Origin of the sequence: Sphingobacterium sp. UBA865, assembly GCF_002295765.1 — a bacterium.
GTDB classification, from domain to species: domain Bacteria; phylum Bacteroidota; class Bacteroidia; order Sphingobacteriales; family Sphingobacteriaceae; genus Sphingobacterium; species Sphingobacterium multivorum.
In genome coordinates, this window is the sequence record NZ_DBGB01000028.1 from 1 (window position 1) to 26763 (window position 26763).

General features: G+C 40.4%; 23 protein-coding genes and 1 tRNA gene. 11 read left to right on the plus strand and 13 right to left on the minus strand.

The annotated features are described in order from the left end of the window. Nucleotides 1-149: 149 nt before the first annotated feature. Nucleotides 150-222 (minus strand) — tRNA-Lys (locus tag B2O97_RS15420). 133 nt (nt 223-355) lie between these two features. Beyond that, nucleotides 356-2275, minus strand: a complete 1920-nt coding sequence (locus B2O97_RS15425; RefSeq protein WP_112376478.1) for an ABC-F family ATP-binding cassette domain-containing protein — start codon at nt 2273-2275, stop codon at nt 356-358. 60 nt (nt 2276-2335) lie between these two features. On the opposite strand from B2O97_RS15425, the gene B2O97_RS15430 reads away from it, so the two are divergent. Both B2O97_RS15430 and B2O97_RS15435 read left to right on the plus strand, forming a co-directional pair. Further along, complete coding sequence (locus tag B2O97_RS15430; protein ID WP_070569103.1) at nt 2336-3370, plus strand: quinone-dependent dihydroorotate dehydrogenase; 1035 nt, start codon at nt 2336-2338, stop codon at nt 3368-3370. 8 nt (nt 3371-3378) lie between these two features. Beyond that, nucleotides 3379-4158 (plus strand): TIGR02757 family protein, encoded by a 780-nt coding sequence (locus B2O97_RS15435; RefSeq protein WP_172462523.1) that lies wholly within the window; start codon nt 3379-3381, stop codon nt 4156-4158. 102 nt (nt 4159-4260) lie between these two features. On the opposite strand, the gene gap is transcribed toward B2O97_RS15435, so the two are convergent. The 6 genes from gap to B2O97_RS15465 all read right to left on the minus strand — a co-directional run bounded on the left by gap (nt 4261) and on the right by B2O97_RS15465 (nt 12068). Continuing rightward, nucleotides 4261-5268, minus strand: a complete 1008-nt coding sequence (gene gap / locus B2O97_RS15440; protein ID WP_286767655.1) for a type I glyceraldehyde-3-phosphate dehydrogenase — start codon at nt 5266-5268, stop codon at nt 4261-4263. 6 nt (nt 5269-5274) lie between these two features. Then, nucleotides 5275-5892 (minus strand): TlpA family protein disulfide reductase, encoded by a 618-nt coding sequence (locus tag B2O97_RS15445; protein ID WP_070568934.1) that lies wholly within the window; start codon nt 5890-5892, stop codon nt 5275-5277. A 221-nt stretch (nt 5893-6113) separates the two neighbouring features. Beyond that, complete coding sequence (locus B2O97_RS15450; RefSeq protein ID WP_070568932.1) at nt 6114-7208, minus strand: AI-2E family transporter; 1095 nt, start codon at nt 7206-7208, stop codon at nt 6114-6116. A 335-nt stretch (nt 7209-7543) separates the two neighbouring features. Beyond that, nucleotides 7544-7741 carry a hypothetical protein gene (locus B2O97_RS15455; protein ID WP_139145072.1) on the minus strand — a complete coding sequence of 66 codons (198 nt, stop codon included), beginning with the start codon at nt 7739-7741 and terminating at the stop codon, nt 7544-7546. A 79-nt stretch (nt 7742-7820) separates the two neighbouring features. Beyond that, complete coding sequence (locus B2O97_RS15460) at nt 7821-10859, minus strand: AAA family ATPase (RefSeq protein ID WP_286767656.1); 3039 nt, start codon at nt 10857-10859, stop codon at nt 7821-7823. Between the two features lie 3 nt (nt 10860-10862). Beyond that, nucleotides 10863-12068: a metallophosphoesterase family protein gene (locus tag B2O97_RS15465; RefSeq protein WP_112376482.1), complete on the minus strand. Its 1206-nt coding sequence runs from the start codon at nt 12066-12068 to the stop codon at nt 10863-10865. A gap of 246 nt (nt 12069-12314) precedes the next feature. Between B2O97_RS15465 and B2O97_RS15470 the strand changes: the two genes are divergently transcribed. Further along, the gene (locus tag B2O97_RS15470) at nt 12315-13013 is read left to right on the plus strand and encodes a prolyl oligopeptidase family serine peptidase (RefSeq protein WP_053003619.1); all 699 of its coding nucleotides are present in this window, start codon (nt 12315-12317) and stop codon (nt 13011-13013) included. Between the two features lie 88 nt (nt 13014-13101). Here the strand turns inward: B2O97_RS15470 and B2O97_RS15475 are convergent, their stop codons facing one another. Together B2O97_RS15475 and B2O97_RS15480 are read right to left on the minus strand one after the other, a co-directional pair. Continuing rightward, nucleotides 13102-13863, minus strand: a complete 762-nt coding sequence (locus B2O97_RS15475) for a murein L,D-transpeptidase catalytic domain family protein (RefSeq protein WP_236586050.1) — start codon at nt 13861-13863, stop codon at nt 13102-13104. An 82-nt stretch (nt 13864-13945) separates the two neighbouring features. Next, the gene (locus B2O97_RS15480) at nt 13946-14965 is read right to left on the minus strand and encodes a L,D-transpeptidase (protein WP_204991135.1); all 1020 of its coding nucleotides are present in this window, start codon (nt 14963-14965) and stop codon (nt 13946-13948) included. Nucleotides 14966-15231: 266 nt separating this feature from the next. On the opposite strand from B2O97_RS15480, the gene B2O97_RS15485 reads away from it, so the two are divergent. Then, nucleotides 15232-15645 carry an NUDIX hydrolase gene (locus tag B2O97_RS15485; protein ID WP_053003618.1) on the plus strand — a complete coding sequence of 138 codons (414 nt, stop codon included), beginning with the start codon at nt 15232-15234 and terminating at the stop codon, nt 15643-15645. A gap of 70 nt (nt 15646-15715) precedes the next feature. Next, the gene (locus B2O97_RS15490) at nt 15716-17095 is read left to right on the plus strand and encodes an OmpA family protein (RefSeq protein ID WP_286767657.1); all 1380 of its coding nucleotides are present in this window, start codon (nt 15716-15718) and stop codon (nt 17093-17095) included. 160 nt (nt 17096-17255) lie between these two features. On the opposite strand, the gene B2O97_RS15495 is transcribed toward B2O97_RS15490, so the two are convergent. Further along, nucleotides 17256-18308 (minus strand): outer membrane beta-barrel protein, encoded by a 1053-nt coding sequence (locus B2O97_RS15495; RefSeq protein WP_112376615.1) that lies wholly within the window; start codon nt 18306-18308, stop codon nt 17256-17258. Between the two features lie 289 nt (nt 18309-18597). Here B2O97_RS15495 and B2O97_RS15500 point away from each other — a divergent pair, with 289 nt between their 5' ends. Both B2O97_RS15500 and B2O97_RS15505 read left to right on the plus strand, forming a co-directional pair. Then, entirely contained in the window at nt 18598-19902 is a 1305-nt protein-coding gene (locus tag B2O97_RS15500; RefSeq protein ID WP_112376484.1) for an ammonium transporter, read from the plus strand. Nucleotides 19903-20054: 152 nt separating this feature from the next. Continuing rightward, nucleotides 20055-20360 (plus strand): hypothetical protein, encoded by a 306-nt coding sequence (locus B2O97_RS15505; protein WP_112376485.1) that lies wholly within the window; start codon nt 20055-20057, stop codon nt 20358-20360. Between the two features lie 18 nt (nt 20361-20378). On the opposite strand, the gene B2O97_RS15510 is transcribed toward B2O97_RS15505, so the two are convergent. After that, on the minus strand, nt 20379-20909 hold the full coding sequence (locus tag B2O97_RS15510; RefSeq protein WP_070569098.1) for a lipocalin family protein: 531 nt from the start codon (nt 20907-20909) through the stop codon (nt 20379-20381). Between the two features lie 103 nt (nt 20910-21012). On the opposite strand from B2O97_RS15510, the gene B2O97_RS15515 reads away from it, so the two are divergent. From B2O97_RS15515 to B2O97_RS15525, 3 genes are all read left to right on the plus strand, one after another. Next, nucleotides 21013-21474 (plus strand): DUF4268 domain-containing protein, encoded by a 462-nt coding sequence (locus tag B2O97_RS15515; protein WP_070568910.1) that lies wholly within the window; start codon nt 21013-21015, stop codon nt 21472-21474. A 122-nt stretch (nt 21475-21596) separates the two neighbouring features. After that, complete coding sequence (locus B2O97_RS15520) at nt 21597-22391, plus strand: S1/P1 nuclease (protein ID WP_070568908.1); 795 nt, start codon at nt 21597-21599, stop codon at nt 22389-22391. Nucleotides 22392-22631: 240 nt separating this feature from the next. Further along, nucleotides 22632-24422: an ABC transporter ATP-binding protein gene (locus B2O97_RS15525; protein WP_112376486.1), complete on the plus strand. Its 1791-nt coding sequence runs from the start codon at nt 22632-22634 to the stop codon at nt 24420-24422. A gap of 7 nt (nt 24423-24429) precedes the next feature. On the opposite strand, the gene B2O97_RS15530 is transcribed toward B2O97_RS15525, so the two are convergent. Further along, nucleotides 24430-25368: a multidrug resistance efflux transporter family protein gene (locus B2O97_RS15530; protein ID WP_112376487.1), complete on the minus strand. Its 939-nt coding sequence runs from the start codon at nt 25366-25368 to the stop codon at nt 24430-24432. Nucleotides 25369-25529: 161 nt separating this feature from the next. Here B2O97_RS15530 and fabV point away from each other — a divergent pair, with 161 nt between their 5' ends. After that, on the plus strand, nt 25530-26732 hold the full coding sequence (fabV, locus tag B2O97_RS15535) for an enoyl-ACP reductase FabV (RefSeq protein ID WP_112376488.1): 1203 nt from the start codon (nt 25530-25532) through the stop codon (nt 26730-26732). The last annotated feature ends 31 nt before the right edge of the window (nt 26733-26763 follow it).

Genomic DNA, 26763 nt, shown 5'->3' on the forward strand with positions numbered 1-26763 from the left:
TGCAAGGGATATCTGTATTAAAAATGCTAAACTAGGAAATTTTTGATATTCCCCCAAGAAGTCTACTTGATCCGTTTAATGCAGAATGATCTGATTGATTTTTGTTATTAACACAAAAAAAAGCCAATCTTGCGATTAGCTCTTCTCAGTGATCCCGCTGGGATTCGAACCCAGGACCCATACATTAAAAGTGTATTGCTCTACCAGCTGAGCTACGGAATCTTACTTCTTTATTTTGAACTGTCGTTCCTTGTTTGAAGTGATGCAAAAGTAGGGCTTTAATCCTGTTCCTGCAAATAATTTTGGCTTAAAATCATGCTTTGAGGTTTAATAAGCTGATTTTAAGCCAAAAAAATTAACCATTTTCCAATTCCATGATTTCTTCCGCCAGCTGTTCCCAACTCTCCTGAAATTGCGTCAATAATGCCTTCGCTGAGTTGTAAGAGCGTGTAGTTTCCTGTAACTTAGTCGCATCCGAATACACTGCTTCGTCGGCAAGTTTTGATTCTAAATTTTTAACTAAAATTTCTTGCTCTTCAATTTTTTGTTCAAAAGACGTTAGCTCCTTATTTTTTTTACTCAACAAACGTGTTTTATCTTCCGTAAGTGGTTGCTTTTCTTTCTTTACTTTGGGTTCTTCCTTGATTTTTTTCTCCGTTTTTACGTCCGCCTTTACGACGCGTTTTGCAGCCCATTCTTCATACTCCTGATAGGTACCTGGGTATTCCTTGATCTGTTTGTCTTCAATGTACCAGATTTTGTTTGCTACATTGTCTAAGAAATAACGATCGTGGGAGACAACGATAAATGTACCTTCGTATTGCTGCAAGGCCTGGATCAGAATGTTGACAGACTGCATATCCAAGTGGTTGGTAGGCTCATCGAGCGCTAAGAAGTTCGCGTCCGCGGTTAATGCTTTTGCAAGGGCCACACGCGATTTCTCACCTCCGGAGAGTACTTTGATCTTTTTGAATGCATCATCACCAGTGAATAGAAAACATCCAAGGATCGAGCGCAATTCAGTCTCTGTATGCTTCGGTGCAAAAGTTTGTAACTCGGCAAGGATGGAATTTTCCAGGTGCAGCGCTTCCAGCTGGTGTTGCGCAAAAAATGTCTGCGAAACATTGTGTCCCTGTTCTGCTTTTCCTTCAAACTGGTGATCCGCATTGGCCACGATACGTAAGAGAGTAGATTTACCTTTACCATTGGCACCAATTAGGGCTATTTTATCACCCTTTTCTATAATGGCTGAAGTATTTTTTAGGATCTCCAGGTTAGGGTATGACTTGGAAATATTTTCCAATGTCACGACGTGGCGCCCCGAAGGTTTTGAAAATTTAAAGCTGAAGTTTACCGTAGGATTGTCATCGTCTACATCGTCAATTCTCTCCAAGCGATCTAATGCTTTGATGCGCGACTGCGCCATTTTGGCTTTAGAAGCCTTGGCGCGGAAACGCTCGATAAGGCGTTCTTCCTGTTTTATCTTGGCTTGCTGGTTTTTGAATTGATTGGCCTGCAATTCATTCCGTAGTTCCTTCTCTTCAAGATAAAAACTGTAGTTACCTGCATAAAGTGTTAATTTTCCTTTACGTGATTCTACGGTTTTCTTGATGATGCGGTCAAGAAAATATCGATCGTGGGAAACAATCACAATGGCGCCATCAAATGCTTGCAGATAGTTCTCCAGCCATTTGATGGAAGGTAAGTCCATGTGGTTGGTCGGTTCATCCAATAACAGAATATCTGGAGTTTGCAATAAGATACGGGCAAGCATAACCCGCATACGCCATCCTCCGGAGAAAGTGGCCAATGGTCTTTTCTGTTCTTCTTCGGAAAAACCTAAACCGGCAAGGATTTCATGGGCCTTAAATTCGATGTTATAACCATCTAAAGCCTCAAATTCTACTTGTTTATCGCTTAGTTTATTCAGGATTTCATCCGAATAATCTGTTTCTAGTTTGTGGAGTAAGTCCTCGATTTCGGCATGTAATTGATTTTGGCGCTCAAAAGCTTCCATGGCAACATGCAAAATGCTTTTTTCAGAATGGTACGACAATAAGTCCTGGTTTAAATAACCAATCTTAAGGTCCTTCGCCATGGAAATCGTTCCTGATGTGGGCGTATATTGACCGACAATAAGGCGAAGTAAAGTCGATTTACCTGTACCATTGGCACCGATCAAGCCAACTTTATCTCCTGGTTTGATATGCCAGTTTGCTTCGTCATATAAAGCGCGAGATCCTATTTCAAATGTTAAATTATTTATTGATATCATTTCAACTGCAAAAGTACAAAAGTAATGAATATTTCTTCTTCTTTGAGTAACTTTGCGATTATGTATAAATTAGTCAAACCTATATTCTTTACAATGAATCCGGAGACGGCTCACCATAAAGTGACCGGTGGATTGAATGTTTTCTCAAAAATTTGGGGCGCCAAACAATTATTGAATGCTTTTTTTACCGTGGAAGATCCACGTTTGGAACGCGAAGTCTTTGGATTGAAATTTAAAAATCCGGTGGGCCTTGCTGCTGGCTTTGATAAAAATGCGGAATATATTGCGGATATGACTAATTTGGGATTTGGTTTTATCGAAATTGGAACGGTAACTCCTAAGCCGCAACCGGGCAACGATAAACCCAGGATGTTCCGCCTTGTTCCCGATGAAGCGTTGATCAATAGAATGGGATTTAATAATCAGGGGGCAGATGTTGCCGCTACAAGATTGAAAAATCTAAAGGATCGAAAAGGATTGTTAATAGGGGGAAATATTGGTAAGAATAAGGTGACACCCAATGAAGAAGCTGTCAATGATTATATTTATTGCTTCAATGCATTGTTTGACTACGTGGATTATTTTGTTGTCAATGTGAGTTCTCCGAATACACCGGGCTTACGGGATTTACAGGAAAAGGAGCCTTTAAAACATATATTGAATACTTTACAAAGCCTCAATATCGCAAAATCGGCTCCGAAGCCCATCTTGCTTAAAATAGCGCCCGATTTGACGGATAGTCAATTGGATGATATTGTCGAGATCGTTTTGGAAACTCAAATTGCAGGTGTTATCGCAACGAATACGACGATTTCAAGAGAAGGCTTACAGAGCCAACAGGAGCTGATCAATGAAGCGGGTGGTGTAAGTGGACGTCCTTTGACCAAACGTTCAACGGAAGTGATTCGCTACTTAAGTGAAAAATCCAACAAGGCATTTCCGATCATCGGTGTAGGGGGGATTCATTCGGCGAAAGATGCCATTGAGAAGTTAGATGCTGGAGCCAGTCTCATTCAAGTTTATACCGGTTTTATCTACGAAGGCCCAGGCTTGATCGCAAAGATTTGTAAAGGTATTCTTCAAACTGGAAGATAAGGATTAGTATGGCCGTTGATTTTGATCTGAAAGATTTCTTGGATAAGAAAGTTGATGAATATAATCAACCTGGTTTTATTCCAAATGATCCCATATCGATTCCCCATCAATTTTCCCGGAAGCAGGATATTGAGATCATGGGATTTTTGGCTTCCATCATGGCTTGGGGACAAAGAAAGACGATTATCAATAAATGTAATGAACTGGTGGCTCGTATGGATGGTTCGCCATACGATTATATTGTAAATCACCAAGAACAGGATTTAAAGACCTTGCTGGGATTTAAGCACCGTACCTTCAATGATACCGACATTCTTTATTTTGTTTCTTTTTTTAAGCATCACTATGCGCATTTCGAATCTTTGGAGGATGCTTTTCTCGTAGGACAGGAGAACAGGGAAGAGGTCGACCTAGAAATGGCATTGAATGCCTTTAAAACCTATTTCTTTTCCTTACCTGATTATCCTGTTCGCACGCGGAAGCACATTAGTAGTCCAGCACAGAAGTCAACCGTCAAGCGGATCAATATGTTTTTACGCTGGATGGTCAGAAAAGATACAAAAGGTGTAGATTTTGGTATTTGGCACCGCCTGTCCCCAAAAGATCTCATCTGTCCCTGTGATGTCCATGTCGAGCGTGTTGCCCGCAAATTTGGTCTAATTACGCTGGATAAAGTGAATTGGAAAACAGCCCAGGAATTAACAGCCAATCTGCGTTTACTGGATCCGCTGGATCCGGTCAAATATGATTTTGCGTTATTTGGATTAGGCGTTGAAGGGGAAATGTAAAATTAATGCATGAAGAAAAAAAAGCGTCCTTGCCAATTATAATTGGCAAGGACGCTTTTTTTATGCCGCCACCTATCCTAAGATGATGATGAGGTAGCAAACTTATGCGAGCCTATCGATCTTGATCAGAAGGTCAACCAAACGATTGGAATAACCAAATTCATTGTCATACCAGCCCACAACTTTGACCAGACCGCCCACTACCGAGGTTAACTGCGCATCAAATACACATGAATAGGGGTTATTGATGATATCTACCGAAACGATGGGGTCTTCTGTATAAAATAATACGTTTTTTAATTCGTCTTCTGCTGCAGCTTTGAATGCTTTATTGATTTCCTCTATAGTGGTTTCTTTCTCGAGCGTACAGGTAAAGTCCGTCAATGAACCGTTGAGTACGGGGACACGTATCCCGGCTCCGCCAAGTTTATTCTGCAGATGCGGAAAAACATTGGTAATCGCTTTAGCGGCACCAGTAGTTGTTGGAATGATCGCCGACGATGCTGCCCGCGCTCTCCTTAAATCTTTATGTGGTGCGTCGTGAAGATTCTGGTCTCCCGTCATGGAATGAACCGTGGTAATATAGCCATCTCTGATGCCCCAATTTTCATCCAATATTTTAACGAGGGGAGCAACATTGTTTGTTGTACAGGAGGCATTGGATAAAATCGAAGCAGATAGATCAATGACACTGTCATTAATGCCCAATACCACTGTTGGAATGTCTTTATCTTGTGCCGGGGCGGAGATAATCACTTTTTTTGCACCAGCTTCCAGGTGGAGAGCCGCTTTGTCACGACTGGTGAAATACCCTGTAGATTCGATGACAACATCAATTTGAAGCTCCTGCCAGGGCAGTGCTGCAGGATCTTTTTCATTGGTAACCAAGATGGAAAGACCATTGACAATAATATGTTTTTCATCGTGTGTCACGGTGCCAGGAAAAGGACCATGTACAGAATCGTATTTAAATAGGTGGGCTAAGGTCTTCGTATCTGTCAGGTCATTGATGGCAATGACCTGCAGTTCATCGAAAGCCTCCCGTAAAAAGATATTACGTAGTGTATTCCGACCGATGCGTCCGAATCCATTGATTGCTATGTTTAGCATTTCAGATTATTTATGAAATTGGCTTATTGCTTCGTTAATATTTTTTTCACCTTCCCAATGTGCTTTTAGTTTTCCGTCCGCACCATAGACGTAATTTGCGGGAAATTGTGAAGGTACGTGAATGGTCTGTATAAACGTTTGGTCTTTATCAATCAATACCTCTACGTTGGATGCTTTGGATAGTTTAGGTGCAAAGGTGTCAAAAAAACCTAGTACTAAGGCCGGATCATTCATGGAAATATAATAAATATTGACGTCTTTTATACGATCAATATTCTTTTCAAGCTCCGTAGCTTCATGTTGGCAATGACTACACCCGGGATCAAATAGAATAAAAACGGTATTCTTGTCTTTAGCAACGTTTTCCTGCGTAACACGGATGCCCGAACGAAGCTGATAAAATGTGAAATTAGGAAGAATGGCTGCAGGGTCGGAAGATTGCTTTGGCGCAGCTTGACTAGGATCGTGGTCTGCATGATCATGACCTGCATGATCATGGCTGTCAGCACTGGCTTCCTGCGTAGTATTTGCAGTTTGATCTGTTTTCGGTTTGTTGTTGTTGCATGAGGAAAGAATGCCGGCGGCCAATAACGCTGTCACTCCTAAGATTATCTTTTTATTCATAGAATACGTTTGCTTTTAAATCAGTTTTCGTGATTTTATCGTTTTAATGTTTATGCTTAATACATCGTCAATTTTTATGTAGAAAGTATTGAAGAATGTATTATACTAATGATCAAAACTATGAAAAAAAAGGGATTCTTAATCGTAGAAATTCATTTATGACAGTATACTGGATATTAATGCATGTTGTGATCAAAACAATTTAACCTGTTGCAGTTCCTTTATTCAATGATGTCAGGACCGTCATGCGTAGACTTTGAGTCTGTCAATGAGGTAGATTGAATAATTTCTGGCGTACTTCTTCCAAATTCAATGCTATACACCTTCAATAATACACCCACACAAGATAGGATTAGTGGACCGAAGATCAATCCCAGCATACCAAATAGGTTTAATCCCAGCAAAACACCGAATACCGTTATTAAGGGATGAACGTCACCCAACTTTTTCAATATGGTAAATCGAAGTACATTATCAATACTACCAATAATAATGATACCATATAAGGCAAGACCTATTGCATTTCCGGACTGTCCATTCGCCAATAGAAAAAGCGCTGCCGGTAGATACACAACCATGGTTCCCAAAATTGGGATTATAGTGGAAACTGCGGTAAGAATTCCCAGAAAGATCGGGCTCTCCAAGCCAAAGAACCAATAACCAAGCCCCGCTACAATACCTTGGCATATAGCCAAAATCGGGATACCGATTGCATTGGATTTTACCATCATATCAAATTCTTTCCACAACTCGGCTTTACTGGTTTGGGTGAAAGGGATCGCTTGATAAATGGTTTGTTCTAGTTTTTTGCTGCTAACCAACATAAAATACAACACAAATAGCGCTACCAGTATATTGACACCAACTTCCGCAACGGAATTCAGAATATTGGGTATAAATTTAGCTGCTTTTTGAAGCGTTCCCATTAAGGCGGTATCAGAAAGATCGATATTGCTTAAATAGGGGCTATCTTTAAAGTACGTTTTGATCGAGTCAAACTTGTGCATCAGATCGTCTTTGTTGCTAATGACTTCTGTTACCTGAGGTACCATGTAGTTGATTAACAGATAGAGTGGCCCAACCAAGAATATGATAGTCAATAATATCAATAAAATACTGGCGAAAGATTTATTCCATTTTTTTTCTTCAGTCAACTTAAAATTGATTTTTCTAAAAAGAATATATAAGGTAACTGCTCCCAGAAAACCGGGGAGGTAGTAGAATAAGCTTGTAAAGATCAATATACATATCGCCAATATGATGACGATTAGCATGATTTGATTGATGGAATTATTGTTGATTTGTTTGTACTTCATATAGCTGACAAATATACTGTCTATCGATTGTTATTTATCGTATGACAATATTTTTTTGGAAAAAGTTTTGTCTGGTTAAAATAAACTTTCTTTTTTATAATTTCAATGTTTTATTGTATTTCTTTTTTCTGCCCTAAAGCCAATTGTGAAGTTCTGGTTCCCAGTGATTAGCAATCATGTTGTTTTGCTAAATTTTGATAGCTTTATACGCTATGCTGTACCTAGACTTTCTTTAACCTAGGCACTAATCGTGCGTAGTAAACATAGTCTGTTTACGTTTACATGTAGGGCCAACATCATTCACGTTAGTATGGAAGATGGAAATCTGCTTAATTTTAGTTTTGATTCTGCGGCATTAAAACCTCCCTTAAGATCGTTAGTATATCGTATTGTTTGACAAAAAGCATGGATTGTACCGTCCTTGTTTGACTGGTTTCTTTAGCTGAAAAGGCCGTGCTGCTTACTGTTTTGGTCGCCTTATGAAAAAAAGGATGAGACCCTTTTCCTTTTTTATTGTTTGAAAATAAGCCCATAATCTTTTGTTTTTGTTGGTTATAGCGATCAGGCTCGTTCAGCGGAACCGCTATAACTAATATACAAAATAAAACGGAATTAATTGATAAAAATTTGACTGCCACGCTCTTCATCCTTTTCTATTGAAAGGGATACTGGAATACGTTCTTTGAGCTCTTCAACATGTGAAATAATACCGACGATGCGGTTTTCCTTGTGTAAATCTAATAGGGTTTCGAAAACAATATTAACAGAAGTGATATCTTGTGTTCCAAAGCCTTCATCGATAAAAAAGAAGTTTCTGGTCGCACGCGAATTAGACTGTACACTTTCTGCTAAGGCCAAAGCCAGACTTAGGGATACCTGAAATGCCTGTCCACCGGATAGTGTTTTTACACTGCGATTTTTTCCCTCATTCAAATAATCGATAATTTCAAATTCATTGTTGTCATTCAGCTGCAGGCTAAGTTGATTGCGGGTCATGCGATGGAAACGAATGTTCGCATGATCACACAGCTGCCGTAAATAAATCGAAGAAACATATTGCACAAAGCCCGCACCTTTAAATAGATTAAAAAGTTGTTTCAAATTATCGTGGCGTAAACTTAGTTTGATCTGTTGTTGCTGGAGATTTTCCTTTTTAGCATAGGCGATTCTTAGCTGATCGCGCTCTTGTTGAAGTCGGGCAACATTTTCTGTGCTTGCTTTCAATTCTTGGGCGCTCTCATCCAGGATTTTTTCCTGCGCGAGAAATTGGTTTTCGTCATATACCTGGTCGACGAGTTTCTTTTCCAACTGACTGATCTGTGCCTTCACCGTTTCAAATTGAATCTGAAATTGCTCCAGCTCTTGTCGGATCTGTATGACAGACAAATTCTCCGCGAGGATTTGCCGAATCTCTTCCAACGTTTCAAAGGGTGACGCCTCAAGTAGCTGTTGGAGCGTGACATCGGCCTCTTGACTTTCACGTTCGATATGTCCGAGCTGTTCAACAATGGTCTGTACCAAGCTGTTTTGGGCTGCAAATTGACTGTTTAACTCATTTAATCGTTCGCTTAAAGCAATGTAGTCGCGCTCAATCTCAAAATTCGATCTTTTCAGTGCAGTATATTCCTGTTCGACTGCTTCGGACTCCCGCATTTTATAGTCGGACCAGCGCAGCGTTTTTAGATTCCCCATATTTAGATTAATCTGGGCCTGTTTGCTTGCTTCATCACGTTCAAACTGATGCAGTGCTTTATTGTATTTCTCCAGCTTTTCCTCAACGGAGGCGAGTGTAGCCTGGTGTTCGCCAAGTTGTTGCTCCACTTTTGCTAGTTGCGTTTCGATCCGGGCAAGCTCCTGCTTATTTGATGTGTAGCTGGATTCATCCGTAGGACTATAACCGGCCCATGTAAATTGTTGGGCATGCGCAATTTTGTTACGGGCATTCAGCTGTATTTTCGTATGTAGATCTTGTTGCTGATCATTTAGTGACTGCAAACGTAGCTGAAGTTTCTCGACCTGAAATTGCTGATCTTGTTGGTGCTTAAGGTTCTCATTTGTCTCAGTAATCAATTTCTCATTAGCGGCAACCTGGTGAGAAATATCCTGTCCTTGATTGATGGCGGGATGTTCCAAAGCTCCACATAGTGGGCACGGGGAGCCTGCTTTAAGGTTTTCTGCATATTGGGTCAGCCTTTGCTGCAGGAGAAGATGAGATTTTTCATCTTGGAGTGCTTGAAGTTTTTGCTCGAGGGCATTGACGACAAGAGGATGATTGGATCGAAATTCTTCGAGATCAGGATGGAAGGTATGGAGTTCATTCTTCAGTATGGCTATGCTTTTTTCTAAATCAATGGCCTGTTTGTTCAGGTCGTCTTCCTGCTGCTGGATGCTCTGCTGCTTGGTATACCACTGACCCAGCTCCATGAGTTCTTGAGATGAGGGTTTTGCTCGCTTTAGGCTGACGATTTGAATTTCTGTCTCCTGAATTCTGGCTTTATAATGTCGTTGTTGATCTTTCGTTTCCTGCACAAAATTGCGTCCCTTCTGCGCCCGATCCTGTAAACTCTTGATTTCATTTGAAAACGTAATCAATTGGCTTATCAATTCCAGGTCCAATTCCTGAATACGACGCTGTGGTAGCAGCTCATATTGTGATTTCAACAGATTTAGACTTGAGGAATGCTCCTGGATTAGCTGTTGAATTTCGGCCTGTCTTTGCTTTTCGGTTTCTACTCTTTTCTGTGTAATTAGGCCTTCCGCCGCTAATTTTTCCTTAGTTTTAAGAATATGTAGAAAGTTGGTTTGCGCTTCCTCAAAGCGATTTAACTTTAACCGTAAAGTTTCTTTTTCATCTTTTTGTTCTAGCAATTGCTGAAAGAGTGCTTTCACTGTTCGGAGTTCTAAGAAATCCTCTTTGAGTTTTTTGAGGCTTAAGAACCTTTCATGATGCGCCTTGTACGACGACTCAAGGACGACAAAGGACTCGACTGCCAGTTGGAGATTTGTTTCGGTCGTTTCTATCAGTTCGGTTGTGACCTCATCAAATCCGATTAATTGACCGTTGAGGTGATCCAGTTCGGACTGATTTTTTTTATAGAGGTTGGAAACTTTATCCTGCAGGTCGAATCGATGCAGCTGAAAAATTTCTTTCATCATATCCGTGCGTTCCTTGGCTCCGAGTTCTATAAACTCTTTAAACTGTCCTTGAGGAATGATGATTGTCCGCTTGAAGTTCTCATAGCTTAATCCGATGATATGCTGTGTATTGCTGCTTTCTAGTGGGACCCATGCTTCATTGATTTTTTCGTAGAGTACAACCGTGGGCGATTTCACATCATCGAAATTTTTGGAATTGCGTTTAAATTCGCGGGTAATTCTAAATGTACGGTCTTCAAAGTTGACGAAATCAAGCTCAATATAAGATCGGTTAGACTTTAGATTCATCATGTTATAAGCGCGCTTATCCCGTGCATTCAGGCGTTCTGTTTCCCCAAATAAGGAGTAGGTAATTGCTTCCAATATCGATGATTTGCCGGAACCCACAGCACCGAAGATACCAAAAAGACCTGCTTGAGAAAGCGCAGTGAAATCGATCGTCTGACGTTCTTGATATGAGTATATCCCTTCTAGAGTTAACTTTAATGGAATCATGGATTATGAGTTTAGGATTTCGCGAAAAAGATCGAGGATGTCATCATTGGGTGCCTGGTTGCCGTTCTTGGATTTAAAATAATCGTTGAATAAAGTCGACATGTCTTGTGTAAGATTAATTTCTTTGGCTTCAAGCAGCTCTTGCTCATCCTGCTTAATGAGCGGAATGAGGTAGATTATTCCCGAATGGCTCTGATAGATTCGCTTGCGGTCCTCGGCTTTTAAGAAGGTCTCCGATTTCAGCGTGAGCTCCACCAATGCATTGGGGTTTTCAGACAACCAAGATATACACTGCTCAATATCGTCGAATGATTTTCGGACCAGCGGTTTGCCCTGAGTCAATGGAATGCGCTCGACAATTGCTTGTTCGCCGGCCGATACATTCACCAGCGCAACGTATTTAGTTTGCCCAGCCTCCGAAAAGCTATAACATAGGGGCGAAGATGCATAAATTACCGGTTTCTCAGCCGAACCGATATTTTTATAACCATGGATATGCCCTAATGCCGTGTATTGGACCTGCGGCGGGATGGCCTCTGAATAGATTAAGTCTGCATTACCAATTTTGACCGGTTTTTCGCCATCTGGCTCCTCTAAAAGTGGACTGCCCAATTTATTCATGTAAAGATGTGCCGTCAATATATTGACGCCTTTATCATCGCAATAGGTATTGGCTATTTTTTGCCAATTTGCCGCTAACACTTCATTCAATTTACTTTCTTTCTCTTCGCCTAGATACTGTTTTAAGCGTATTTCATTGGCATAGGCTGTGTGAAGAATACGAATCGGGTCGTCAAATTGCGGCAAGCTTAATTCGATGAAGCCTGTATCTGACTGTAACACGGTGAAACCCTCTGTTGCGAAAGGAGTGACCACAGCATGAGGATGCCCGATTAAGATGATCCCCGACGCTCTTGCCAAAGGATCGGGTGCATCAATCAAATGAGGTGAATCGTGATTGCCTGCGATTGCTATTACAGGGCGCATGCCATTCTTTGTAAGACGCTTGATGGTTCGGTAAAATAACTCAATGGCTTCCACACCTGGATTGAAGGCATCGAACAGATCTCCTGCGATGATCACCAGATCCACGTTTTCCCGATCTGCGATATGAACGATTTCGTCCATGACCAGTACTTGTTCATCTATCCGGGAAAAACTGTCCAATCTTTTTCCTAAATGCCAATCGGCGGTATGCAATATTTTCATGTGAGAGCTTGGATATTTTGCGACAATGTTACAAACTAAGATAATTTTGGCATGAAATGCAATTATAATTGGATGGAATCTTTCAAATGATCAATTTGTGCTAATAAGGAATGAGGCCTTTCTTTTCTTTGAATGGCTATGTTCACGAAATCGAAGTGTTAAAACATGTTAAATGCATACCATAAAAGTCATTTAATTGTATTTTTAGTGCTCCAAAATTAAGCTAGATAGTCATAGACAAGAAGTATGCGAAAAATTTACCTGTATATCTGTTTTTTCTTTATGCTGTTGATGCGCGTAAATGCGCAGGAGATACACGCTATAAAAGGGGAGACTGCTTATCCCTTTCTATTGAAAGATGCTGCACCGGATTCATTGGAATCTGAAAAGCAGCCTGTGTTTGTGTTTTTGCACGGAAGAAGTTTGTCCGGGACAAATTTAGACCGTGTAAAGCGTTACGGTGTATTGTATGCCATCAATAAAGGGCAGGATGTACCTGGGATAATTGTTGCACCACAGTCCCGGGGAGGATGGGATCCAGACAAAGTGATCGAAATTGTTGACTATGTTATTGAACATTACAATGCCGACCCCGATCGTATTTACGTTTGCGGCATGAGTATGGGAGGCTATGGCACAATGGATGTGGCTGGCAAATATCCTGAAAGGGTGGCTGCTGCCGTTGCAATATGTGGTGGTGGATCGAGTCAGTATGCATCTAACCTGACGCAGGTGCCGATATGGCTTCATCATGGTACTGCTGATCGTGCTGTGCCAATTTCGGAATCCCGAAAAATTATGAATGCGATAAAAAGAGAGGATCCGGAAGCAAATGTGAGCTTAAATGTAATAAAAGGGGGCACACACGGAAGCGTGGAACGACTGTTTCATGACGATGCAATTTACAATTGGATGTTGAAATTTAAGAAAAAGCATAAATCTTAGCTTAACGTGAATGCGAAGGTGCTCTGTCGGACAGTGATTTACAACATAAAAAAGCCTGATGAAATATTTCTATCAGGCTTTTTTGTTGTTATCCTTCGTGATCAAAGGCGGACTGTCTTTTTTGAAATTGAGCCATTAATATATTAGGTTGATGGATCAAACGTGTTTTTGCGAGGTATTCGGAGTTGTCAGCGTAAATAAACAACAACGTTCCATCTTTGATTGTGTTAATGATTGGACCTGCAAACTCTCTTGGAACCGCGGGGCAGCCGTAGCTTTTGCCAAGTCTGCCTAAACTTGCTATTGTTCCTGTGCTACAGTAGTCGGCGCCATGCATCACAACATATCGTGCTTTTGCATTGTCATTTATCCCCTCTTCAAGACCATTTAAAACCAAAGAGTAGCCGTTCTCGCCATTGTAGGTGTTTTCTGTTGTAAAGAATCCTAAAGAACTTTTAAGTGATTCCTGTTGATTTGAAAAATTGACGGCATAGTTTTCACCGCTATTTTTTCCATGTGCGACCAGCGTGTTGAATAGTACTTTTTTGTGCGCAAGATCGAGTACCACAAGCCTCTTTTCCGTTGATGCCAATGAAAAATCGATGACGGTCATGATGTCCTTGTTGTGGATCGGAAGTTCTTTTCTGCCTTCCATTGCTTGACGAAACGCTTCGTATTTTAATACTTTGCCTAGATTCATTTCATCATACAATGAGTCAACTTCGGTATGTTGACGTTCGACATTGATACGATGAGTGCTGGTGGTTTGTTGATCTGTTGTTTTTAATTCTTCTTGTGAGGACAGTGCTGTATTAAGTGCCATCAAAAGAAACATAAACGTATTTCCCATTCTTCTCCCTTTTCTGTGTAGATGTTTACAAAATTAATGATTAAAGATAATACATATTTGATTTACAGAATGTTAAATATTGTTAATCAATAACAACAACCAGCGAAGCGAGGTCTTTTGACCGTTTATAGACAAATTGAGCGTGAGATGACGCATTTCTGACGCACATATGGGACTTGGGTATTGTGCCCAGACTCTCACTATATTCAATGATGCTGCCGTTGGGATTGTTAACTGGAACCCCATGTATATAGGCCCCAGCGGTAAATCGGGTAGCATAGGGGGCGAATCCGGCATAAGTTTTGGTACCGTCTTCATAGTAAAACATCTTGGATTTGTGTTCCTGGACCACAAAGAGGCCTGTCGGTGTTTCCTGGGCATGGGGAGGTTTGTGCCGGCCACTCGTCACGGGGTTCATGCTTCGGACAAGCCATTCGTTACCGACCTTCTCCAAGGTGCAGATATTTTGGTTCTTCACATCGACAACATTGATAATGTTGAACTGTACGGTATCGCTAATGATGCGAAGATATCTTTTGGGTACGGTATATTTCCCTTCGAATGAAATACCCTCAATCGGAATCCGTGCGATGCTTTCGGGGCCTTGTACGCGAACGAGCCAGCCGTCCCGACCGTAACGAACGGCCTTCGCGCTGTTAAGATCGTAGAGGGGTGCCGCTTGATAGCGTTCGACATTGAAACTGTCGGACACGCGTTTATAAGAGTCCCGCTTATAATTCTGGATTGTTGGCGCTTCGCCCTTTTCATTTTGATAATTTTGTAGAACGCCGTACAGCGATGGAGACTGTTGAAAATTTTCGATAAAGGCCAGGCGTTCCTTGATTTTATCCCATTGAAAACCTCGCGTGGTATCTTTATAGGGATAACTGTCCTCCAGGGTGTATTTGTTGTAAAGCAGCTCTTTTTTTAGGATAATATCCTCAGCCGTAAATACTTTTTTCTTCTCAACCTGCTCTTTAGGAGGTGTAGGTTTTCGCTGTTCAGTTTGCTGATTGGTCTTTGTTGTGTTTTTCTTATCTTGCCGGCATCCCGGCAATAGAAACAACATGCTTAGTATGAAACAGGTTAATCTTCGATTCATATATGGATGTATAGATTATCGTTTTATACCTTAAACTTAGATAATTAGTTTATTATTTGCAATTTTATTGCAGTTGAAAGAAAAAGAATTACCGTTAAACCTTTAATATTCGTTTTGTGAACCCTAACAGATTTTCGAGGTTATGACGTTCACTTGGTGTGAAATTTGGTTGTAAAGAGCTGTCTTGAATGCGGGGGATATATTTCTTTGATGATGGATAAAAAGTTAGTTTTGTGGTCTGAAATAATCAGTGTGAAATAAGTGATATGGACAAAATTGTTATTTGCTCGGGGGTGATGCTTGCCCCGGAAGGAGATTTGCTGATGGTTCGTAAAAAAGGTTCTAGCTATTTTCAGCTGCCCGGCGGGAAGGTAGCTCCGGAAGAAAGCCGTGAGGAGACCTTAATTCGCGAACTCAAGGAGGAGCTTCAGTATGACGTGGGCGGGATGGAAATACGGTTTATCGGAAGCCACAGTACGCAAGCCGTAAATGAGCTTAATACGGTTGTCGTGGGCTATATCTATTTAATTAAACTGGCAGAGCGTCATGCATTTGAGGCTTACGAAGAGCTGGACGAAGTGCTGTGGATCAGTAAAGCTAATTGGCAGAACTACCGATGGGCTCATTTGGCATCCGAGTTTGTTCTTCCGAAATGGCTTTCGGGTGATTTTGATCAGTAAATCGTATTGAGTAAACAAATTAAACCTTTGTTTGTTAGAGTTTTATAAAAACTAAAAATAAACGAAGATTATGGAAAATCAGCTTTTAAAAGGGGCGAAGGACTTTTTTGACGAAGAAGCGGTCGCTCAGATAGGGCAAGTTTTAAACCAGGATAAAGAGGGGGTGAAGCAGGGGTTGAATGCAACAATTCCCGCCTTGTTTTTAGGTTTAAGCCAACATTCCGATTCCGGTGGAATTTCGGCAATACTTGAAAAGGCCAAGCAGCATTTCGCGGATTTTGATCTCAAAGGACTTCTCGGCGGTGTGACAAACGCGGATGAGTCTGCAGGGGATCGTGCGGTGGAAGGTGAGAATTCGGCTGGGCTACTGGGATCAATATTTGGTAGTGGCCTGGATACCGTTTTGAGTACCGTTGCCGGTTATTTGGGCTATGATGGTAGTTCCATTGGGAAATTAATGAATTTTTCTCTGCCAGCGATATTCTCCAGTTTAACAAATAAGGGACAAAATTGGGATTTTGAACGTATCGGTCATGTTTTGCAGGAAAATAAAACAGCTTTTGCTGCTGCTGTGCCAGCGGGTTTAGGTTTAGGTGCCTTTGGAAAGCTTTTCGATGGGGCGCATTTTTCTCCACCTTTGGAGTCGGTGACTGAACCTGCAGTTCCTGTTGATGTTGTCAAGGAGGTCGATAGTCATAAGTCAAGCTCCATTAATCCGGCAAATGAGTTGGAAGCACATAAAGAGCCTTTGTCATTGCCGAGAACAGGAGAGTCGCGGGCAGCGATAGCTGAAAACAGTTCCAGAAGCGGGTCCGGTGGCGGTTGGTGGAAGATTTTAATCGCCTTGGTTATATTGGCTCTACTCTGGTTTTTATTTGGAAAAGGCTGCAGCGGCAGTAAGCAAGACGGTGCTACCGACACCAGTGTGAACAGTGCAATGGTGGATTCAAGTACCATGAAAACAGGTTCCAGTTTAGTGGAGCGCGAGCAGACGGAGGTCATCTTGCCAGATGGTGTCAAACTTGCTGCATTTAAAGGCGGGATAGAAGATCAGTTGGTCCAATTTCTAAAATCCGATTATAAGTCGATCGGTGAGGATTCCCTGAAAAATACCTGGTTTGATTTCGATAACCTGAATTTCAAAACAGGTACAGCCGAGGTGTTGCCTGAAAGCCAGGTGCAACTGCGTAATCTTGCGGCGATATTAAAGGCTTTTCCTGCAGCCAATATTAAGATCGGTGGTTATACCGACAAAACAGGTAATGAGGATTTTAATAAAAAGTTATCGCTTGAGCGCGCAACAGCTGTAAAGGATTACCTGGGTAAAGAGCAGCTTTCCAAACAGGTAATCGGTGCAGAGGGGTACGGTTCACAGTTTGCCAAGTATAAGGCAGATGGGCCCGAATCCGATCGTATTATGGATCGGCATGTTTCGATAAGTGTACGGTAAGTGTTTTTTGCTGAACAATAGCCTTGAACGATCCGATCGACAAGGCTAAGTTTGAATTCCAAACTATGTTTTTTCTCATAAAAATGCCCCCAGAAAGTGTCTCGCTTTTGGGGGCATTGCAGTGTAACCTGCCCTTTTCTTTGGTGTAATGGAATGCTCTTTAGAAACTGTATACACAGGCCAATAGAAATTGTCCTGCAGATTTAGTTGGGCTTAAGTCGTTCTTGATGAATCGTTCGGTATTTCCTTTGTCAATTCTGATTTCGGGAATAAATTTGAATCCATGGTAATTGTATTCTGCTGTTAAGGTGGTTGCGAGGATATTGGAACTAGGGATTCCATTTTCTTCCTCTTTATGCGTTTGGAAAAACTCTTCGCGTAATCCTAGGCCAAAATTTTCTGAAAAATGAATTCTTGGATAAAGTGCTATTCCAGAGTAACCGCCACCATCTCTCTTTTTATAATTTGTAGCATTTAATCCAAGGAAAAATTTTGAGGTGAAGTCATAATTAGCAACGAGATCGACCAAGGTCCCGGAACTGTAATTGTTTTTACCGCCAGCGGACGATCCTGTCAGAAAATTGAGATAGAAGCTGCTTTTGTCATTGGGGGTATAGGCCAGTTGTGATCCGACATGGGAAACTCCGTTCATATCTTGATAGACGTTCCAGTCGTTAAATAGTCCGACCATTAAGGCTACTTTGTCTGAGAAACTATAGGTAGCTTTTAAACCTGCGTCTTGAAATGGGCCGGCGCCAAATAAATAGGAAGTTGAATAATGAAAGTTGTATGTGGGCGATATTACTTCAAAACCCACAAATGTTCCCATGAATCCTGCAGTAAGATTGAGCTTCTCGGTTAGATCATAGCCTACATATAAATTTTGGATGTGGAAACTGTTTTTGTCATCGCCGGCCTGGCCATCACCATTCATAATGGATCGATACTGCCCTCTGGGGCCAAAAGATAATTCTCCGACAAATGATGCTTTTTTAAACTTCTTTTTTACAGCCAAATCCACCATGCCAATAGACACAGAATTGTTGTCTTCCGTAAAATAGGTGTTGATGTTGGGTTTGTTTTGAAAATCATATTTCCAATAGGTGTCTACTGATCCGGATATTTCTATTTCTTTTTCTTTTGTTTCTTCTTGGCACGTGGCTGTGTTTATTAGAAATGTCGATAAAATGACGGTTGTTAGAAGTCTTTTCATGTTTTTTTTTGGTTTAAGTTTGATTTGTTTGATGTTTTTGGGTGAAATTATCTTTTTTTTGCTTGTTTTGTTTGGTTTTTGGTTTAAAAATAAAGTGATTATTGTGATTTTTGTATTTGTTTTCGTGAAATTATGTAAAAAAATCATAAAAAATAAAATAACATGGTATTTTTTTAATAAAAAGACTTTATATTTGAAAAAATTATAAGAGAAAGTAGCTTTTTGTTTTGTTCTTGTATTTTTTTAACAATTTTATTAATGTATTGAAAACACTAATCAGTTTAAACAAATGAAAAAAATTATTCCACTCATTGTTCTAGTTCTTTTGGGAGTATTAGGACTTGTATTTCCCTCGATTGACTTGTCTGACTTAAACAAGACAGAATTTGATACGGGAGATACGGCCTGGCTGTTGACTTCTTCTGCATTGGTGTTGATTATGACACCTGGACTTGCCTTTTTTTACGGCGGTATGGTTAGCAAGAAGAATGTAATTTCAACGATGATGCAAAGCTTTATATGTATGTGTTTAATGACAATCCTTTGGGTCATTGTTGGCTTTAGTTTAGCTTTCGGCGATGATATCGGTGGTATTGTGGGTGATCCGCGTACATTTTTTATGATGAAAGGTACATTAGGGAATGTTGCTTGGGGAGCGCTTCCCACTATACCTTTGGTTTTGTTTGCCATGTTTCAATTGAAGTTTGCGATTATCACACCGGCATTAATTACTGGGGCTTTTGCGGAACGTATTCGTTTCAATTCATTTATGCTATTCATTATCCTATTCAGTATTTTTATTTATATGCCATTGGCACATGCTACTTGGCATCCAGAAGGTATATTGGCAAAATTTGGTGTTCTTGATTTTGCCGGTGGTACAGTTGTGCACATGTCAGCTGGTTGGGCAGCGTTGGCAGCTGCTATTTATTTAAAAGGACGTAAGACGCAAAGTCATAATCCCGCACGTATAAGCTATGTGATATTGGGTACAGCACTCCTGTGGTTTGGCTGGTTTGGATTTAATGCCGGTTCTGCTGGTGGAGCAAATTCGTTGGCAGCATATGCTTTTGCGACCACAACTACTGCATCGGCCATGGCCGCCATAGCATGGATATTTGTTGATATCATACGTGGAAAAAAACCTTCAGCAATGGGGGCGTGTATCGGTGCCGTTGTTGGTTTGGTTGCGATTACTCCAGCAGCTGGTTTTGTCAGTATTCCACATGCGATGATCATTGGTTTGGTTGGTGCTTTGGTTAGTAATCTGGTTGTATATCTGAGAAGCAAAACAAGTATAGACGATACGTTGGATGTGTTCCCTTGTCACGGGGTAGGCGGTATGGTTGGTATGGTACTTACCGGTGTGTTTGCTCACCATAATGTTAATCCACTTGTTGTGGACAATGGCCTATTTTTTGGCGAGACGAAATTGTTTTTTGTCCATATGGTCGCGTTATTTGCGGTGTCATTTTTTGCCTTCGTGGGTTCATTGGTACTATTGAAGATCACCGATCTTATCGCTCCATTGCGCGTCGAAGAAACAGATGAAGAGCTTGGCTTGGATGTTTCTCAACATGCAGAAGCATTGTAAACCATTCGTAGCATAACGCTCCATTTATCCCAAACAATCTACTACTTCGCGGTACATTATTTGGGATATTTTTTGCATTTTTGTCCTGCAAGGAGAAGAGTGTATCTTGTTATACACTATTTTCGGCAACTATGCCTCTAAAAAGATGTTCAATGACTACTGAGATTAAAGATACTTTGCGTTCTGATTTTGAAAAAATGATGCGTTATTGCCTCCAGAAAAATGGTGATTTCGGTTTTAACCTGTTTGGCGAATATGCTGTATCTGTATTAAATTTCTATGTCGGGAGTTCAATTTTGCCGCTTAACGAAAAACGTGAAGCTGCATTTTTCCTTACGAACCTTTACAATGCAGGTATTAGAAATGCAATTACCCCAGAGGATATTGAAGAAATAGCCGATGTGGTCTCGCAGGACAAGACGTTAAACTATCAGCTATTGGCCCCTATCTTTAACTAAGGTTTGATCTATACAGGATTAGTGCTTGGTCCACACCAGATCTCCTGTTTTATATCCACATTGGAGGGCATAGGTTAAAAATTCATTTCTTATTTTATCTGGAATTTCCCTTTCACGGCCCAAAATCCACATATAGTCGAGGTTGTCTCCAAAAATAAGTGCATATTTATAATCCGATGTTATTTTTACGATATTATAGCCACTGTAAAACGGTCCAAAGAACGACACTTTAAGTGCACCTTCATTGGGGCTGTTGACAAATTTAGCTTTTCCGATAGACTGTTTCCAGCGTTCTTTGTCTTCGGAGTACCCTTGGTTATTGACACGTATTGTACCATTTTTATTTTTGCTGTATTCTGCCGAAACTTGACTTAAGCCTTTTTCCCAATAAAAATCGAGTCTAGCTATTTCATACCATTTTCCAAGGTATTTATCCAAGTCAAACGGATCGACGACGTCAGGTCGCGAGATGACGGGCTTAAAGGCATTATAGGCCACAGCGCTAAGTGCGACGCCAGCTAACAGTAACAGTGATTTTTTCTTATCCATGTTCATCTTTCGAATATATATTGTTAAAACAACAATTTTGATACCAATAAGGTTTACACATACCGCGCTATTTTGCTAATTTTGTTGACTAAAATTTGTATCGGTGTATTCAAGGGAAGAGATAAAACAATTAAAACAGTTATTCTGGACGAAGTTTGGCCAATTTATGGCTTTACATACTTCTGCAGATGGGGATAAGGTAAATTGGATCAACTACAAGACAGGCATTAAGCATTTATACTTCAAAATGGATGCGGATAACAAAGTGGCAACTGTTGCGATACAGTGGTCACAACCTGATGCTGGACTGAGGGCATTGATGGCAGAACAATTTTTTCAGTTTAAAGCGTTGTTGCAGGATCTTCTTGAAGAGGAGTGGATTTGGGACATGGACGGAACGGACGAATATGGGAAACCGATTTGTCGGATCTACACAAGCTTAACAGGTTACAGCGTTTTTAAAGAGACAGACTGGGCTGAGCTCATTTCTTTTTTTAAGCCTCGAATAATTGCGCTGGATGAGTTTTGGTCCTCAGCGAAGTATACCTTCGATATTTTCAAATAATTAACATTTAGTATAGTAAGATGAGTTATTACAGGTTTGATTCCGCTTTTCAACTCCAGTTTGTGAAGAGAACAGCGTTTTTTACAGGTAAGAACTTCGTCATCATTTAAAACAACAATCTAATGAAAAAAATGATTAAGGGTTTGCTGGCAATGGCAATGTGTTTTCAGCTTTCTTCGGTATTTGCGTGGGGTACAACGGGACATCGTGTCGTGGCCGAAATTGCGGAACGCCATTTGACAAAAAAAGCCAAAAAAAATATAGGGAAAATTATTGGAAAACAGAAACTGGCTTATTGGGCCAACTGGGGCGATTTTATTAAATCAGATCCCAATCCTGAATTTAAAAAACTGGGAAATTCCCATTTTATCAATTTAAACTCGAATTTACCCTGGGCTGATTTTCAATTGGGTTTGGAAAGTTCAGCCGACGAGAATCTTTATAAGACAGCGCTACGTATTGAGAAGTCGTTTGCAGATAAAACTCTTCCAATGGATCAGCAAAAGCAAAACCTGTATTTCTTGATCCATATTTTGGGCGATGCGCATCAACCCATGCACGTTAGCCGTGCTGAGGATCAGGGAGGCAATAAGATTGAAGTAAGCTGGTTTGGAAAAAAATCGAATATTCATCGTGTATGGGATAGCGATTTGGTTGATAATGAGAAGTATAGTTACACCGAGTTTGCAACTGTTTTAGATGTGAACAATAAAAAAGAGAATGCGCAGTTAGCGGCTGGGGAACTCTCGAATTGGTTGTATGAATCAAATCAATTAGCTGAAAAGATTTATGCTGACGTAGCTAATAACGCCAATTTATCGTACACTTATGTCTATCAAAACAAGGATATTATGGAGCAATGTATGCTCAAAGGTGGTTTACGCCTTGCCAAAGTGTTAAATCGGATTTTTGGTTAATGTAGCGGGGCTATCACTTCACACAAACAGGGCTATTCATTTTGGATAGCCCTGTTTGTGTCATGCCAGACATATTCCTTACAGTACCGTTTAAGTTATTCGCTTATCAAAGAAGCTGGCCTCACGGTTTGGATATCTTCCTAATTTAGGTCAGCCCGACGTTGCGATCAAATTGATTGTATGCTTTCAGTTAAACAATGTCCGTAGCTTAATTGTTTCCTGTGTATTAAATCGATTTCAATGACTATCCCACAATTATTTAAGAAAATTGTTCCCTTTGCCAAACCTTATCGTCAGCTGATTATTTATACGTTGCTATTAACGGTAGTGGGGTCTTTCGCGGCGCAAATAAACGCTTTTATTTTACGTTATACCGTCGATCAAATTAATGAGCTGATGGTCGCCAAGGAGCCTTTATCGAAGGGCATGTATCTTGTTGGTATAATTAGTATTATTTTACTAATTAAAGAAATAGTCTACGCTTTTGTGCAATTTGGTCAGAAATTTTACGGGGAGAAACTTCGCATTTATATCGCACGTGACTTTTCTCAATCCATTGTAAACCGTATTTTAACCTATAAGTTAGCCTTCTATACCTCAAGCGACAATGAAAGTGGAAAATTGGCTACCCGGATAGATGCCGGGATCAGTTCGTTGACACGTCTGGTCCAAAATTTCTTTATTGATATTCTGCCTTTGTTTGCCAATGCAATCATTGCATTAATCTGTATGTTCTACGCTAATGTATACGTAGGTCTAGTGGGATTGGCTGTTATTCCCTTGTATCTTTATATTAGTCAGACCCAAGCCTCTAGATTGACGGGCTTTAGGAGGCAGATGCGCAAATACCGGGAGTCGAAAAATAATCGGATCATTAGTTTGATCGATTCAATTCTGGTAATTAAGTCTTTCGTTCGAGAGCCAGAAGAAGCGAAACGTCATGAAAAGATTCAATATGAAATGACTGAGAATCAAATGGAAACTCGAAAAACAAGTTTTTTTTACGATAGCATTAAAAATTTCGTAGAACAGATTGCCGTTGTCATAATTATTGTTTTAACGGCCTATCTTGTTCTCTCGGGCCAAATTACCATTGGTGCGATTATGTTTCATATTATGTTATTTAATAACGTTTCGGCACCGATTCGTCAGCTGCACCGGATTTATGATGAAGTAAACGATGCCCTGGTCTATTCGGAATCTTTCTTTGAAATTTTGGAATCTGACGAGTATATAGAATCAAAGGGAGATTATAAGCCGGCACAGATAAAAGGACATTTGGCGTTACGGAATGTATTTTTTGAATATCCGAATGGGACGGTTGCTTTAAAGGATGTAAATTTTGAGATCAAGCCAAATGAAATTACGGCATTAGTGGGGCTGAGTGGAGCCGGGAAAAGTACGATTATCAACTTATTGGATAAATTTTATGAACCCACCAGTGGGCAAATTTTTTTGGATGGGGTAGACTTGGCAAAATACGATACAGCGTTTCTCCGTCGACATATCGGTATGGTATTGCAACGGAATCATATTTTTAAAGGAACTATCTTTGAAAATATTGAATATGGTAAAATGGGAAGTTCCAGGGAAGAGATCATTGAAGCGGCCAAAAAGGCCTATATCCATGAGCAGATTATGGATTTGCCCAAAGGTTACGATTCAGATGCGCAATCGCTGTCAGGGGGGCAGCAGCAGCGGATCGCTATAGCTCGTTTGTTTTTAAAAAATCCGCCGATTATTTTTCTCGACGAGCCTACGGCTAATTTGGACGCCATTGCGACCGAACAGATTAAAAATAGTTTGGATGCCATAAAGAAAGACCGTACAGTAATTATCGTTTCCCACAGTATCTCCCAGATCATCGATTCCAATGCTATTGTGGTCATGGAAAAGGGGATGGTGGTGGAGAAAGGACAACATGAAGATCTATACACACATAAAGGAACCTATTATGATATTTTCTCGGCAATGGCCAACAGCTTAAACCTGAGTAAAATAAGCAGAACATTACAAGCAGATAAAAGATAGGGGATTATTAACTTGTGCGACTATGGAGTATCATGCCAATGACCACCAATACAATACCCATACAGGAATATACATTTGGAAGTGCCGCCTGCAAGATGAGAATTTCGCCTAGCAGCGTAAAAATAACTTCCATGGCCTGTGTTGCCTCTACAGCTGCTAAGGCTTTATGATCGTGATGAACGAAATCAGTAGCTGAGAAAAATAAAAGTGTTGCAATCACCCCCGAACAAATGGCCACTAAAAAGGTTTGGAAGAGCTGACTATCAGTTGGTAAACCATGATCAGAATAGCCAAATAGACTCAGGATAATCCAAAATGGCATACTACAGAGCGTCATCCCGAGCGTGCGTTGAAAAGCATCTAACCTATTATTTGATATTTTCATCATTTTACGGTTACCTAAGGGATAGGCAATGGAACCGATCAATACAGGGATGGTTCCCAATAACATGCTGTTTAAGGAGGTTGACTGGGCTTCTGAAATTTGCATCAAAAGAATACCTAAAAAAATTAGAATGGAGAAGAGGAGTGAAGCTTTTGATATGCTTTTTCGCTGACCTTTCTTTTCGAGCAACGGACCAATAAACATGCCGGCTATAATGGTGAATTCGAAAGTGCTGGCCACGAGCCAAGATGGGCCATAATTTGCGCCATAGGTAAGCGCCGCATAGAACAGTCCGAATCCGATGGTACTCCAAAGAAGCCATTGCCAAAGGTTAGATCTGATTTCTTTAAGTAAATCGATGAGGTTTCCTCTTATGGCAACAATGATAAGTAAGACTGGGAGCATCCAAATAAACCGTAAGGAGGCTGTCCATTGCCAGCTTCCACCGGACACGGCCATAATGCGGTTTAGAACGAAGGTACTGGCAAAAAATAAGGCGGCTAGCGTTCCTAAAAAAAGTGCATTTTTTTTATTCTTTTTTATTGTAAATTGGATTGGCATAAATAAGTGGAATGCGATGTATACTTAACTTTGTGAAAGTAAGCAAATGTCCGTTTAAATGAAAATGAAACAAAAACTAATTGATTTTTATCGCGATTTTCTCATTTAAAATTCCTTATTTTGCCTAATCAATAAAACAAGTAGTAAGAAAATTAATCAAGATGATTATACAACCAAGAACTAGAGGTTTTATTTGTTTAACCTCGCATCCACAAGGGGCTGCGCAAAACATTAAAAATCAAATTGAATACGTGAAATCCAAAGGTGAGATCGCGAATGGTCCAAAGAAAGTATTGGTAATCGGTGCTTCTACTGGATTTGGTATTGCATCTCGGATTTCTGCAGCATTTGGTTCTGGAGCTGCTACAATCGGTGTATTTTTTGAAAAACCTGCGGCAGAAGGCAAGCCCGGGACTGCCGGATGGTACAATTCCGCAGCTTTTGAGAAAGAAGCCCATGAGGCGGGATTATATGCCAAAAGTATCAATGGCGACGCTTTTTCGGACGAAGTGAAAAAACAAACTATTGAACTTATTAAAAAGGATCTGGGACAGGTTGATTTAGTGGTTTACAGTTTGGCATCACCACGCCGTACGCATCCAAAAACGGGGGTAGCACATGCTTCTGTTTTGAAACCGATACAAGAACCATTTACCAACAAAACGGTAGATTTCCATACGGGTGTAATTTCAGATATTACCATTCAGCCTGTTGAAAATGAAGAAGATATTGCGAATACTGTAGCTGTTATGGGTGGAGAAGACTGGAAGTTTTGGATCGAAGATCTTAAAGCTGCTGGTGTGTTAGCTGATGGAGCGAAAACAGTTGCCTATTCTTACATAGGTCCTGAACTTACTTATCCAATTTACCGTAATGGTACGATTGGTCGTGCGAAGGATGATTTAGAAGGAACAGTGCCTGCCATAAACGCGATTTTGAGCGATATTAATGGTGTATCTTATGTATCGGTGAATAAAGCTTTGGTTACGCAATCAAGCTCAGCTATTCCTGTTGTTCCTTTATACATTTCTTTATTGTACAAAGTCATGAAAGAAAAAGGAATTCACGAGGGTACAATTGAACAAATGCAACGTTTGTTTGCCGAGCGACTTTATACTGCTGACGGTAAAGTATTGCTTGATGAAAAAGGTCGTATCCGTGTTGATGACTTAGAAATGCGTGAAGATGTTCAGGCTGAAGTTGCAGCATTGTGGGAGAAAGCAACAACTGAAAATTTAGCGGAAATTTCAGATATTGAAGGTTATCGTAACGAGTTTTTCAATTTGTTCGGTTTCAATTTTGAGGGTATCGATTACAATGCTGATACCAATGAAGTTGTTGGCGTACCTAGTATTGAGGGTTAAATTTAACGAATATACCTACAAAAAGAGCGGT